This window comes from Ekhidna sp. (assembly GCF_039940915.1).
Taxonomy (GTDB): domain Bacteria; phylum Bacteroidota; class Bacteroidia; order Cytophagales; family Cyclobacteriaceae; genus Ekhidna.
Window position 1 is genome coordinate 1,636,799 of record NZ_JBDVFO010000002.1, and the last position, 13,994, is coordinate 1,650,792.

Annotated in this window: 10 protein-coding genes; 5 read left to right on the forward strand and 5 right to left on the reverse strand. The window is 41.4% G+C overall.

Translation table 11 applies throughout. The features are described from left to right. The first annotated feature begins 198 nt into the window (after positions 1–198). Genes ABJF57_RS12330 through ABJF57_RS12340 form a run of 3 tightly spaced genes read left to right on the forward strand, consistent with a single transcriptional unit; the run spans position 199 to position 2,850 of the window. A complete protein-coding gene (locus ABJF57_RS12330) occupies positions 199–1,443 on the forward strand; it encodes a cation:proton antiporter (RefSeq protein WP_462229468.1) in 1,245 nt (414 codons plus the stop codon). 46 nt (positions 1,444–1,489) lie between these two features. Beyond that, positions 1,490–2,554: a glutaminyl-peptide cyclotransferase gene (locus ABJF57_RS12335; protein WP_462229470.1), complete on the forward strand. Its 1,065-nt coding sequence runs from the start codon at positions 1,490–1,492 to the stop codon at positions 2,552–2,554. Beyond that, complete coding sequence (locus tag ABJF57_RS12340; RefSeq protein ID WP_462229472.1) at positions 2,554–2,850, forward strand: SCP2 sterol-binding domain-containing protein; 297 nt, start codon at positions 2,554–2,556, stop codon at positions 2,848–2,850. The genes ABJF57_RS12335 and ABJF57_RS12340 overlap by 1 nt, the downstream gene beginning before the upstream one ends. Here the strand turns inward: ABJF57_RS12340 and ABJF57_RS12345 are convergent. From ABJF57_RS12345 to ABJF57_RS12355, 3 genes are read right to left on the reverse strand one after another with little or no spacing between them, the layout of a single operon-like run. Then, positions 2,847–3,539 (reverse strand): phosphatase PAP2 family protein, encoded by a 693-nt coding sequence (locus tag ABJF57_RS12345; protein WP_462229474.1) that lies wholly within the window; start codon positions 3,537–3,539, stop codon positions 2,847–2,849. The two genes, ABJF57_RS12340 and ABJF57_RS12345, sit on opposite strands and share 4 nt — an antisense overlap. A gap of 5 nt (positions 3,540–3,544) precedes the next feature. Continuing rightward, complete coding sequence (porU2, locus tag ABJF57_RS12350) at positions 3,545–8,512, reverse strand: putative type IX secretion system sortase PorU2 (protein ID WP_462229476.1); 4,968 nt, start codon at positions 8,510–8,512, stop codon at positions 3,545–3,547. Then, a complete protein-coding gene (locus tag ABJF57_RS12355) occupies positions 8,502–9,596 on the reverse strand; it encodes a putative type IX sorting system protein PorV2 (RefSeq protein WP_462229478.1) in 1,095 nt (364 codons plus the stop codon). Before ABJF57_RS12355 ends, porU2 begins: the two co-directional genes overlap by 11 nt. A 269-nt stretch (positions 9,597–9,865) precedes the next feature. Here ABJF57_RS12355 and ABJF57_RS12360 point away from each other — a divergent pair, with 269 nt between their 5' ends. Continuing rightward, complete coding sequence (locus ABJF57_RS12360; protein ID WP_462229481.1) at positions 9,866–10,210, forward strand: PadR family transcriptional regulator; 345 nt, start codon at positions 9,866–9,868, stop codon at positions 10,208–10,210. A gap of 52 nt (positions 10,211–10,262) precedes the next feature. Continuing rightward, the gene (locus ABJF57_RS12365) at positions 10,263–12,716 is read left to right on the forward strand and encodes a PspC domain-containing protein (RefSeq protein WP_462229483.1); all 2,454 of its coding nucleotides are present in this window, start codon (positions 10,263–10,265) and stop codon (positions 12,714–12,716) included. 85 nt (positions 12,717–12,801) lie between these two features. On the opposite strand, the gene ABJF57_RS12370 is transcribed toward ABJF57_RS12365, so the two are convergent. Further along, positions 12,802–13,086 carry a putative quinol monooxygenase gene (locus ABJF57_RS12370; protein WP_462229485.1) on the reverse strand — a complete coding sequence of 95 codons (285 nt, stop codon included), beginning with the start codon at positions 13,084–13,086 and terminating at the stop codon, positions 12,802–12,804. A gap of 2 nt (positions 13,087–13,088) precedes the next feature. After that, positions 13,089–13,865, reverse strand: a complete 777-nt coding sequence (locus tag ABJF57_RS12375; protein WP_462229487.1) for an SAM hydrolase/SAM-dependent halogenase family protein — start codon at positions 13,863–13,865, stop codon at positions 13,089–13,091. Positions 13,866–13,994: the final 129 nt, after the last annotated feature.

A 13,994-nucleotide genomic window follows, 5' to 3' on the forward strand; every position in this document is an offset into this window, starting at 1 on the left:
TATAACCACCACCAGGACTCGTAAAAATGGGTCTGGCGCCTAATGAAGTGCCAAATTAAAGTATTTGAAAAACTAGCTTGATGAATTCAAGCAACAGATCAATTACTAAAAAATATACTCTCAAACGCTTGTATAATTATTCGTACTGTTAGTTTTAAAATTAATATTGCGTAAAATCACCCTTTAAATTACACGGAAGTGAGTATTCTAGATATCATAGCCTTGTTTATCTTTCTTTCAGGAGCGTTTATTTTCATAAACACCTTCTACCTGAAGTTGCCGTCGTCCATTGGTTTGATGATTATGGCACTCGTGCTATCATTTTTTGTGTTAATTATCGGAAACGTCTTTCCAGAGCTGCATTTGGCTGAGCACGTAAAAGAATATGAATTCGAAGAAGTGCTCTATCAGATTGTATTGAGCTTCATGCTCTTCTCAGGGGCTTTGAATATAGATTTTAGAAAATTAAGTAGTCAGCGTAGTTCTGTGCTTGTACTCGCAATTGTAGGGGTGCTAATCTCCACGCTAGTGATTGGAACGGGGGTTTATTACATGCTCAATTTCATGGGCATTCACCTTGAATTTTTGTATTGCCTGGTGTTTGGAGCCTTGATTTCTCCGACTGACCCAATTGCCGTTACCAAAACAATCAAGCGATTCAACCTGTCCAAAGAGCTGGAAATTAAAATTTCCGGTGAATCACTCTTCAACGATGGCGTAGCTGTAGTTCTAGCATTAACATTATTAGATATTGCTCATGCAGGCGAAGATCATACGCTTTCTTTTTTCGAAACCATATACATCGTGGTGGCTGATATTGGTGGTGGTATTTTCATCGGTCTGTTGCTTGGCTACATTGGCTACCGACTATTAAAATATGTAGACAATGATGCGGTTGAGGTTGAAGTTTTAATCACTTTGGCTTTGGTTCTGGTTGGTTCTCAGCTGGCAGACTTCATTCACGTATCTGCCAAACAAGCCGCTGTTGTAATGGGATTAGTTGTTGGTAATGAAGGAAAAAGTACCCATGTCGCTGGAGCAGCCGGGGATTACGTCTTTAAGTTCTGGAAACTACTCGAAGAAACATTTAGTGCCATGCTTTTCGTGTTGATTGGTCTTGAGATGCTTGTCCTGGATTTACGAATGGATTTCATTGCTGCAGGATTCTTTGCGGTTTGTATCGTGCTCTTCGGAAGATGGATGAGTGTATTTATTCCAATTAAAATGATGTCGGTCAAAAATCATTTTGCCCCAAACACCATATCTGTGCTTACATGGGGTGCTTTGAGGGGAGGTTTACCCATCGCCTTGTCGCTTTCCCTGACAAACTTTAATGGAAAGGATGTCATTGTTACAATGACGTACATTGTGGTGGTTTGCTCCGTCCTCTATCAAGGACTGACGGTACCTACCCTGATGCGATCGACTTCTTCAGATTCCTAACATAATTATAACACTCATTTTAAGGGTATCTTGCTAAATTTATGGCATGATCAGACTCAGCTATGTGTTTCTCACTATACTATTGATCACCTCTTGTGGTGAAGGTAAGGAAGAAACGAAAAGACCCTCTTCACCTCGAATCAGAAAGCAATCCAGCATTGTGAGTCCAACGCAAAATCAAAACTTTGTTCGGGGAACCTCCATATCCATCGAAGTGAAGTCTTCCGAAGAATTTGAGATTGATTCCGTACAACTTACCATTGGAGATCAGGTTAATACCTATTTTGAATCAGCATTCGAGGCGACGATTGCTTCGAGACAGGTTGGGACCTGGCGTTTACTTTTGAAGGTCTTCAGTGGAAAAAGCTCGGAAACACATTATAGAAATGTAATCGTACTACCAGAAAATGAACCAGTGGCTTACACCTATACCATTGAAAACACCTTTCCACATAGCACAGAAGACTACACACAGGGTTTGCTTGTAAAAGATGGATCCCTGTATGAAAGTACCGGACAGCGAGGAGAATCCACTTTTAAAAAGAAAAATCTGACTACTGGAGAAACCGAAAAAGTGGTGAACCTATCTTCCGATCTTTTTGGTGAAGGATTAGCCTTGCTAGACAATGAGTTTTACCAGCTTACCTGGACTTCCGGTCAAGGATTTGTCTATAATGATCAAATGGAGCAAATACGTACATTCAATTACCAAGTGCAAGGATGGGGTCTTACCACTTTAAATGAGGAGCTTGTGCTTACTGACGAGACGGAGAAGCTTTACTTTTTAGACCCTTCAAGTTTTACCATCAGGAAAAAGATTGAAGTCTATGACAATGAGGGAAAGGTAGATGCGCTGAATGAATTAGAAGTAATTGATGGCCTGCTCTACGCCAATGTCTACCTGAAAGACTATATCGTGGTGATCGATCCTGAGACTGGCGAAGTTCTTAGAAAAATTGACTGCTCAGGCTTGCTTACAGATGATGAAGCCAAAAACGCAGATGTGCTCAATGGCATTGCTTATGATCAAAAATCCGGGGCTATTTTTATCACTGGAAAATGGTGGCCAAAACTATTTGAAGTAACTTTTCAACCAAAAACTTTACAATAATGACATTAGAAGAAATCACAGGAAAAATCCAAAAACTAGCGGACAGACATAGTGGGCAATTTGCAGGCAAAGCAAACTTCAAATTTGATGAGGGAGTGGTGCATCTGGACGATACAGTTTCTCCTACTGTGGTTGTAAACGAAGAAAGAGAAGCTCCATTTGCCATCAAAATGACAGCTGACAATTTCAATCAAATCTTGACAGGCGATCTAAATGTAATGATGGCGTTTATGTCAGGGAAATTGAAGATCGAAGGGGATAAAGGTGCAGCTATGAAATTGACGGCTCTTTTTTAACTAGCCTCTTCATCGATTTCTACCTCTAAATTCATTTCTTCCAAGTCTTCATCGGGGGTATTTACTTTTTGATTGCTCTCTCCGTGTAGAAATTTTTCAAATCCCATATAAAAGGTAATGGCTGTAAAAATTCCTATCAGCGAGCCTGCCATAATATCTATCAAGAAGTGCTGCACCAAATAGACCCTCGATATAGCTGTAAGAACCGCGGCGACAAGGAGTATCATTGAATAGTTACTGTGCTGCATCATGAGAGCAATGAATGTTGCCAATGCAAAAACAGCCATTGAGTGTCCAGAAGGAAAGGAATATTGGCTCAAAATAGAAACTCCATCTACAAAATCAAGTACTTCATATCCTCTGAAATAAATAATGGGTCGTTGTGCTTCCGGAAACAAAACATGTTTGAAGAAAAGTGAGATGGCCGCAACGCTTATACCTATCGCAGCTAGCACAATGCCAAATCTTCGTTTCCAAAAAATTAATCCAACAGTAATAATTGTGAAAAATATCACATCCCCAGTATGTGTCCAGTATTTAAAAAAGAAATTCCAGATAGGATTATGTAGGCTATTTAGCCATAACACAAATTTTCCATGACTTTGATAGAAGAAAAAAGTCATCGCTAGTGTAAACAGGCATAAATAGGGTATAAAGAAAAGTCGGGTATTTCTAAGTCGATCAATCATGCTGATCAACGTAAGATATAGAGTTTACCGAATCCATTCTTGAACGCGCGATCTGCGCTGGTTGATTTTTGCACCATTGCACTCCCGTTGGAGTTCACGAACACTTTATAGAAGTAAACGCCATTGGCTAATTGATCCCCAAACTCATCTCGACCATCCCAAGCATAGTTGGATATGTTGTTTCCTATCCGAATTGGCCCCAATTCATCTTGTGTGATTTCTCGCACAACCCTTCCTGATACGGTCAATATCTGAATTTTGATTTGATCAGGAATTTCACTTCCTGTTAGTGTAAAAACAAAGCGGCACCTCGTAGAAAAAGGATTAGGATAGGGATAAAAGTGAGTGATTGTAGATTCGCTTATTACTTCAAAAGTAATTTCAAAAGGCTCGGCTCCAGCGGCATTTCCTGCCTCATCTTCTGCCTGAACCTGGATCGCGTAAATCCCATCAGTCAAAGGTCCTGGTTGATATTCTACCTGAAAGTCCTGACTTTCAGTAGCCAGCGAATAGGTAAGTCTTGGATCAGAAAAATTGATACGCTCAAACTGACTCCCCTCCCCTGGAAGCTTCAGTGAAAGATTGATACCCAAAGTGTCAGTCTTGGATACAAATGGATTGTCGTCTCTCATTTTCACTATGATATTCGGATTTGGTGAAACGACATCCCCGTCCAGGATGTGGTATCCATCGAAAGTTACATCCAAAATAGGATTGGTCTCATCTGCCTGAACATTGATCACATTGGGGAGCGTCAGCCTGTTATTCGACTCATATATTTCATTTTCATCGGACAGCACCTCTACAATTAAGCTATTGTTTCCATCAAGGTTAAAAGATGGGAATTCCACTGTGAAAACTGTGGTATCTCCAGCTATTGGGGGTGCTATTTTGAAGCTGGATTCTGAAATGGTTCCACTGTTTTGATTAATCATTGAAGCCATGACGCTTAAGGAGTCAGAAAAATTAACACTGGAAATATTGTAAAAATAAAATTCTCTGGATATCTGATCTCCTTCTAGAACGGAGGTTACAGATTTGATTGCTGGCAGAATGATGCCCTCAGCAGGGTACTCATAGTTAACCTCCCAGAAGTTTAGCTGAGGAGGTGTTTGATCTGTTTCATCGTTGAACGAAAAAGAGAGTTCAATTTCAGGAAATAACAGCGGATCTACCGAAGCAATGTCTATGGTCTCTGATCTGGCTCTGGAAGCCAAAGTGGAAAGATTACCATCCTTATCTACTCCAAACACATCAATGGCAATGTTGTCATTAATTTCTTCCGTAACGCGATAGGAGAAATCATCCCAGCTCCTTGCTGGACCGATACGCCTACTTCTAAGCTCTCCACTCACAAAGCGTCCAATCACATCATCCTGAAAATCAATGCTTTGCTCCCTTACTGGGGTAGCTGAGCCATTGTTTACAATGGTAGTCGCAGCTCCAGGAGCATCCCCTTTTTTACCAAAAAACACCACTGGTTGTCCATCTGTCAATGCATTGATTGTCGTTGTACTCACTCCAAGCGAATTCAATGTAGCCCTAACCTCGGCATCCCAGTTGGAATAATCAACATTCCCAATATTGAACATGACAATCAAATCACCATCCCGCATATTATCGACCATCTCCTGCAGTCTTCTTTCCGATCCAATCATATCCACTTCTCTAAATTGATAGATGCGCTGTGGTAATCTTCCGCAAACTTCCCTGTTAAATACATCTAAGTCTGTCGTTTGTATGGGACGATAAGGATCTCCACTTTCTTTGTCAAAAGCTATTGCATTAAAGGTATTTGCCTCGCAGTTAGGATCGATGGTATTAGAGGTAACAAAAAAGTCCAATCCCCCAATAACAGCTCGCATGTCGCTTGCGGTAAATGTCGGATTATCTACTCCAAAAGTGAAGATATCAATAGGCGTCGCATTCGAAATAAACTCCCAGTTATTAGTCAATTGATTGTACTGCACACCTGTAGTGATTTCCCTTTCCATTTGCTCCGGATCATACTGTCCCCAACCTTCGCCTATTGTGTTGATCAAGGTGAAAGAGCTGTTAACCCATTCATTGGTCTCATCTGGCTCAGGGTTTGTATATCTTGTACGCCAGTAGACAGTGGAAGAATCTGGCAAAGCGAGCGTTGTGAAATCAAATACTTGTGTTGCGATTACTTCGGCCGATACAGTAAACTCTCTGTTGTTTGACCCAGAAAAATCTGGTTCGGTATCTATTTCCAGCATATAGCTTCTTGCATCTTCCAGTAGATTGCTAGACTGCCACATAAACTCCACTTGCGGACTTGACAAGGTGCCATTATCAAGCGGGAATAAATTGACCGTGTTGCCGCTAAAAATGGATACTTCCAGTGTCGCAGAATTATTTGTTTCATCAAGTTCTGCTGTTACATTGGCTGGATCCAATATCACATTGAAAAGATTCAACCCATCATTATTCTGAGTAGGATCAATCGGAATGTGGAAAGCTAACGTATCCTGTCTAAGAGGTCTTACAAACTCTCTGGTATACACCTCCTGTCCTCCATCTGGATACGTCCTATTGATTTGAACAACCAACGAATCCGAAACGGTTCTTCCAAAATTCTTTACAACAACATCTATTAGAAAGGAATCTTGGCTAGCCAGGATTTGGTCAGCACCAATAGCCGAAGCACTAAGAAAACTCTCATCAATCTGATAATCCGGCAAGGTAGCTCCAAACACACGGTATGCTGGATCCCCTTGCAGCGTCATTTGATGCACCTGGGTCAGGTTAATATCACTTGTTCCAAATTGACTAATGTATCTTCTGGAAACTTCAAGCATCACATTTCCGATGGACTCATTGATAAATGTTTCGTCCCCAAATCCTAATCCGTAAAACAGGTCACTCCACCGTTTAAGTGTGGTTGATAGTGCGACATCTGAATGCGCAATAAAACCAATAGCTCCTAAATCTGGCGTTATCATCCAGTCTTCTCCAAAGGTGAAGTTGTCGCCATAAATCTCACCGGCTTTGCATCCATTCACCAGGAAGATGGGATACTTTCCTTTGTTCGTAAATCCAAAAGATGGATTGCTAACCCTTCCAATTTCTATATCGGTGACTGTTCCGCTTGAATGCCCGAAGAATGTGATATACCCAACACCCTGATTCACACGATCAGTCACATCAACAAATTCCACCGCTTCACCTGTCTCTTTACCCGTATTAAACGCCCGACCTCCTATGAAGTCATTTTCCAACACATTGGTAAAGCCCTGAACAATACCAATGAAGTTTGAAATCTCAGACTGATTGATCCCTCCACTCAGTTGCAGAAAATCTTTCCTAAATAAATCATTAAATGGGAGGGCCTCCATTTCCACGATCTTATTCAGATAAGCTGTTACGTCTGCAGGAACGAATGCATTCAGTCTTCCAATAGCAATTGCAGGCACCTCAGGATCGGATCCTATACCCAACGTATAGACCAAGTCACTTCCTGGGAAACCATAGGTAGGAATGTTTACTCCAGCCTGGGTTCCCCGATAATAATCGAAATTGTTAGTGAATCCTTTTCCTATAATAAAGACATTTTCAACAGGGTTTTGATTATTGGCATCTACAATGAAGTTTTTGACTGCCAAAGGAGAAGGATCCCCGTAACTATACAGGTTGAATAAATCATCAATATTGGCAACTTGTACACGATGACCCCCACCAGCTGACGACTCTCTATAGTTTTCATATGCTGCTACAGGATCACCGGAGGCTCGAAGATCAGCGTGCGTAACCATTAGATAATTTTTATCTGTCAGAACATAATTTGGCAAACTCACAGACTCAATTGAGGCGACACCTTCTGTATTTGTGACTGCTAGTACTTTGTGGCCATCGGTCACACCAGGTATCACAACCTCCACTCGATCGCTGAAATTGGTAGTAGAAATTCTTATGGCATTAACAGGATCAGTAATGTCAAATACGCGTGTACCAACCGCATTGGTCGTAGGGATTTGCATCCAGGCTTTAACATCTGCTGGATTGTCCAGCGTAAATACTTTGTTTTCACTTGCTCCCAGCTGAATCGTTTGTGGGTATTTCAATCTTAAATATGCGACAGAAATACGTTCGAATGCATCTGGAAATCCTTCGGCTGTGATTCTGGCAACAAATTCTCCAGAGGTTCCAACGCTTGCACTACTAAACGAACTCGAATAAAGCTCTTTTCCCCATCCGCTAAATGAGACATTTGCTAACAGACCTAAAGAACTTGTGCTGGAACCAACACGAATAGCAACGTTGTGATTTAAGCTATTTCCGCCAACGATTACACTCTCCAATACCGGGTCGATGCTCGATGATTCAAAATCAACCAGCGAAAACTCAAAGTCCTTGAATGCGTTCTTTGTCTGAAATCCTCCAGTCCATCCTTCTCCATCATCATACTTGCTTAAGCTAAATGCAGCGCCTGATCCAAACTTTCTTCCAGGTGCATAATTAGAAGTAAACAATTGGATCGTATCCGCAATGTGATAGGCTTCAGGTGTTAGCCCACTCGCATTCCTATCCGAAGAAAAGACCATCCGCTTACCGCTTTCGTTCCCCAATTTGTAGGTGAGGAAATAGCTAGCCGTATCAGAAAATAAATTGTAAAATGTATGCGGTTGATCACCCGCATCGTAAAGCGTTGCATCACTTGTTCCATCATTTCTGAGTCCGTAAAACTCAAAATAGTTAAGCGTGCCATCCCCATTTGTATTGACATTCAATGCTACCTCTTGTCCCTTTCTAAACAGCTGAACTCGATTTGCAGGTACACTTGCTATTGGAAACCCTGCAGCAAAAAGTTGATCCTGACTAACCCGATAAAAGCCATCTTCTGCAATTTTTATCTTAAAATACGATTGCGTGAAATCGATCCATTCATTCCCCACTTGTCCTAAAGCAGCAGTGCCAATTAAAAACAATATCGCTATCAACCTAATTCTCATTATTGAAATCGACTTTTACTGAAAAAACATGTGAAAAAAGTCCGGGAGCGAGATCCCCAATATCTGTAAGTGCATAATCGATGGTCAACTCGTTGATCTTAAACCCGAGTCCCAGATTTGGCTGAAACGTCCAAGAAGTGGTTCCATCAAAATCTTTAATCTGCTGAAATTGATTAGCTCCAAGTCTTAGAAAAGCAAGTTTCTTATAATCAAACTCTACACCCGCTTTTGGGTCGATGGAAATCAAACTTGATTTAATGAGTGTATTTCTTTCTCCATCAAAGGTCATATCTAAATCGATGGATGCCATGACTCCAAATTTATCTGTAATGGTGAATGCTCTGGAGCCTCCTAGTATCAATCTGGGCAGTGTTACCTCTACAGAGTTGAGTGGTACATCATTACCGGTCAACGCATATACTTCTTCAACTTCGTCGGTATTATGAGACCATGCATTGAAAGTTCCCAGCATGTCTCTCGCCACCAGGCCAATTTTCCACTGATTAATTTGCTTTTGAGCTCCAAGGTCAAATCCGAAACCCCATGCTTTGGAAAAACTACCCACAGTCCGGTGAATTACTTTAAGGTTACCACCTGCGTCTATTCCACCAAGAAAAGGGAGCTTTCGCGCATATGAAATAAGAAATGCATAATCTGCTGAAGAAAAGAATTGGATGTTATCGTAATTGATTGAGCCATTGACATCAACTAAAAAACGAGTGTCCGGAATGTCGTCTACGGCAAAACGAATAAGTGATATAGCAATCTTGCTCTCATCATCTACAGACGTAGCGAAAGCAGCATAATCATAGTTTGCAAGCCCTCCGAAATAAGATGAGTGCATCAGGGAAAGTTGATGATCTGACGCTAGTTTATTAAGACCAGCAGGGTTCCAGTACCCTGCAGTCACATCATCTACGAAAGACACTGCTGTAAAGCCCATCCCAAACGAGCGGGCACTCACGCCAATATTCATAAATTCATTGCTGTACTTAGGAGTAGCATCGCCAGAAGCAGACTCGTCTTGAGCCGATAAAACGCCACAAACTCCAAACACCAGAATGCCAACTATTAAATATTTCATATAGAATAAATCCATTGGCAAGTTAGCCATTGGGCAATGATTCGCACCCCATATATTCGTTGAATAGTGCCATAAATACGACAATACTCACATTAAGTATACGCTGCAATTATATAATTATTTCAATTAATCATATAATAATATTAAGAATATTAAGCAATCAGTACAATTTTTCCTAAAGTACTTGGCCATACAAAGTACCTTTACGTATATAGCACCGAAACCTACCCATGTATAATGAAAAGTTTGATTCGAAATGAGCACGACTTATGAATATTGAAAACACACAAGTTCAAATGAGAAAGGGGATTCTGGAGTTTTGCATTCTGCACATCATTGCCAGAGGTGAAGTATACGCTTCAGACATGTTGGAAGAGCTAACCTCCGCAAAAATCATGGTGGTAGAAGGCACACTATACCCACTCTTAACCCGCCTAAGAAAGGCAGGTTTGGTAGATTACAAATGGGTAGAGTCTAATTCTGGTCCTCCACGGAAATATTACACACTCACGAAGGATGGTAGTAATTTCCTGGGAGGGTTAGATCAGACATGGGCTGAGTTGGTCGGTTCCACCAAAAAAATCATCGCTAATAAAAACACAAAGAAGAAATGAAATGAGTCGTACGGAGAATACCCATATGACCATAACATAAAAAGACACACACATGAAAAAGAATATAAGTATCAACATTGGCGGTATCATATTCCACATCGAAGAAGATGGATATGAAAAACTGAAAAATTACCTCGATTCGGTCAATAAATACTTTTCCTCTTTTGAAGACAGCAAGGAAATCATTGCAGATATAGAAGGAAGAATTGCCGAAATATTCCTCTCAAAGCTCGATGAAGGCAAGCAAATCATTAATCCTGAAGATGTAAATGACCTCATAGCCACGATGGGGACTACCAAAGATTTTGAGGCTTCCATCGAAATTGAACCTGCTGAAGAAAAGCCAGAAGAAGTAAACGAAAAACAAGAAACTGAAACTCCGAAAGGAGAAACACAAGAAGAGTCAAAAAGCTCGTATGAAAAAGCGAAGCGTTTGTACCGGGATTCTAAGCGCAAAGTGATTGGCGGAGTTGCCTCCGGTATCGCCAACTACTTTGGCATTGATCCTATCTGGATTCGCTTGATTATGCTTGCCTTCCTATTCAACATTCTTTTCTGGGGACTTAGTGGGTTCATTTTCTTGACATACATCATTTTGTGGATAGCCATACCTGCAAGTGATAAACTGGATGACGATAAAGCAATCAAAAAGCTCTTTAGAAGCATAGATGATCGGGTATTGGGTGGAGTCTCTGGTGGCATTGCCTCCTACTTTGGTACTGACCCTGTAGTCATCCGTGTATTATTTGTGCTCTCGATCTTCTTGGGCGGTGCTGGTCTATTGGTTTACTTAATCCTTTGGATCATTACACCTGAGGCCAAGTCCATTACCGAGAAAATGCAAATGCAGGGTGAACCTGTGACGATATCTAACATTGAGGAAAATCTGAAAAAGAACCTCAATGTGAACGAAGGAGAAGAGAATGTTTTTGTGAAAATTCTTCTTTTCCCATTCAGACTCATTGCGATGGTTTTCAAGGCTCTTGGAGAAGTATTGGGTCCTCTATTGAGATTCAGTGTTGAAGCACTCCGCATATTGGTTGGTGTATTCCTTGTATTCTTAGGCTTTGTACTCATGATCGCCTTTACCATAACCTTGGCCGTATTACTGGGCGTTGGTGGTACCATGGATGCTTGGGTTCATTTTGGAGACTTACCGGTGCAGGAGTTTTTCGGCTCAATGAGCACTGTTGCAATAATTTCTGCATACGTCACTTCCATGATTCCATCGCTAGCCGTTCTTATGCTTGGCTTGGTGATCATCTTGAAGAAGAAGGTAGCCAGTGCGTTCATCGCCTGGAGTTTGTTTGGCTTATGGTTACTCGGGATGATCGGCCTGGCAGTTTCTGTGCCTACCATTATCAGGGACTATAGCGCCGAAGGTACCTACAAGGAAGAACGCACATTTGCGGTGAATGAAGGAATAACAGAATTGAAGCTGAAAGATCTGGATTGGGAAAAATATAACAGCGTGGACTTGAAAATTCGTGGACACGAGGACTCAGCACGGTTTCTTTTAGAAATGAGTTTCGACGCACGTGGTTACTCTCGCTCCAATGCCAGAGAAAATGGAGAAGCAGTGGATTATGTTGTCACCAAGGAAGGAAACACGTTCTATTTTGATTCTGAGATCACCTTCGGAGATGCTCCGTTTCGATTTCAAGAAGTTTCTGCCACATTCTATGTGCCTTATGGCAAGACCTTTCGAATGGATCGTGACTTGAGAAAAATCCTGAGAAACACGCTATGGATTCATGATTACAATTCCGGCGACCTTGGCGACAATGATTGGGTATTCGACGAAGGAGGTTTAAAATGCCTCACCTGCGATTATTCCGATACGCGTTCCTACAAAGAAAGAAGTTCGTACGGATCGGAGACTCAGAATTATCAGTTCAAGGACTTTGATGAAGTTAAACTGGTTTCACTTTTCGATTTCGAGATTATTAAGGACGATGAGTACTCCGTAAGATTGGAAGGAAAGGACAGCGAACTGAAGGATGTATACCTGAGTCAAAGTGGAGATGAGCTTGAAATTAGGTATGGACGAAATAAAGACTGGTGGAAGAGGCGCAATCGACGTGATAAGATCAAGGTATTTATCCGAATGCCTGAATTGGAATACTTAAAAGCGACCGGAGCCTGCGATGGTGAAGTGAGAGGGTTTACCGGCTCTGATATTGCTTTCGATTTAGAAGGAGCATCTAAAGTCTGGGCTGACATCAACGTTGATTTTCTCCAGGCAGACTTGATTGGTGCTTCCGAACTAGTTCTCGTTGGTGAAGGCGACGATCTGGAAGTTGATCTTACGGGTGCCTCGGAATTGGATGCATTCAATTTTACTGTCGAAGACGCAGACATAAATGCCATAGGTGCATCAAGTGCCAAAGTTTATGTAAGAAATGAGCTCGATGCTCAGGCTGCTGGCGCCAGCAAAGTGCGCTATCGAGGGGGTGCAAGAGTTTCAGCCAGTAGCAATGGGCTGAGCTCAATCAAAAAAGATTAAAGATATCTAACTGGTCCAGGGTCAACTAACGACTCAATCATTTAGGTTTTGGTTTCCTCTGCTTTTGGTCGGGCAGGGGATTTTTTTATTGTGGACTTAGTGAATAAGCCATTGGCTTCCCGCCAAACAACGCCTTGGTCTTGGTCCAGGTGTCATCAAAAAAATCGGAGTGACGATATTTTTCCAAATCTTCCTCGCTCTCCCATTTACTGAACGTATAGTAGACATGGTCCAGCTTGGCGTCTTTGCAAAGCTCCAAATGATGGCATCCGGGAAAAGTAGAAATCTTATCTTTTACTGTTTCAAACAATGACAAAAAATCGCTCACCTTTTCTGGGCTAAAATCCATTCGTACAATGCGTATCAACATATCTATCCTGTTGTAAATTCTATAAGTACAGGCGAGTCTGTAGACAGGCCCAAAAGTTCTGAAGCATTTCCTTTATTTATTCCAATCTGCAGCTGTCCTGAGGAATTGAACAAAACAAAACAATCGCCAGACTCCACATCACTGAAGAAGGAATGCATGTGCTGAAATTGCTCCCTTCCAAATCGAATCGCATACTGCACCCCTGCTCCATTGATTTCAACTATTTTGTCAAATTCAGGTTTATTGATATTGGTAATCAAATTACCGTAGTGATCCACAGTGACCACATTCCCGGCAATCTCACGTTTGGTTACTTTCAACTGCCGGGCAAAGAGCACTTTCATTTCTTCCTGCGTCTTTCCTAAAGCCGCCAATTTTTTCCCTTCTGCCAAATCCAACGCCACCTTCGCCAATACATTTTTAGCAGGAAATGTACAGTTGGAATGTTCCAACTCCACGACCATATCAGGTTGCTTGTTGGAGATCAAACTGAAAATACCAGAATCGAATCCGACGAAATAATGACCATCCAGTTCAATGGCAATCAAATTGCATTTTTCATTCATGCTATCGACTGCTACCAGATGCACCGATTCATTGGGAAACTCCTTATAAACATGCTTGATGACATTGGCCGCATGTGAAATATCATACGGTCGAATGTTGTGCGTAATATCTGCAATGGGCTGACTTGGGGATCTGGACAGAATAGCTGCTCTGACTGCTGCCACATAGTGATCTTGTGTTCCAAAGTCAGACATAAATGTGATTACAGCCATTTGGGGGATTTCCGCTTACATTTGTTCTTACAAAGCTATATATTTTACTCACACGGTGAGCTTTTAAACCTATGGGTTTATCTCAAAAAAAATGCTATGAAATTGGAACAATAAATTGCGTTCCATGAA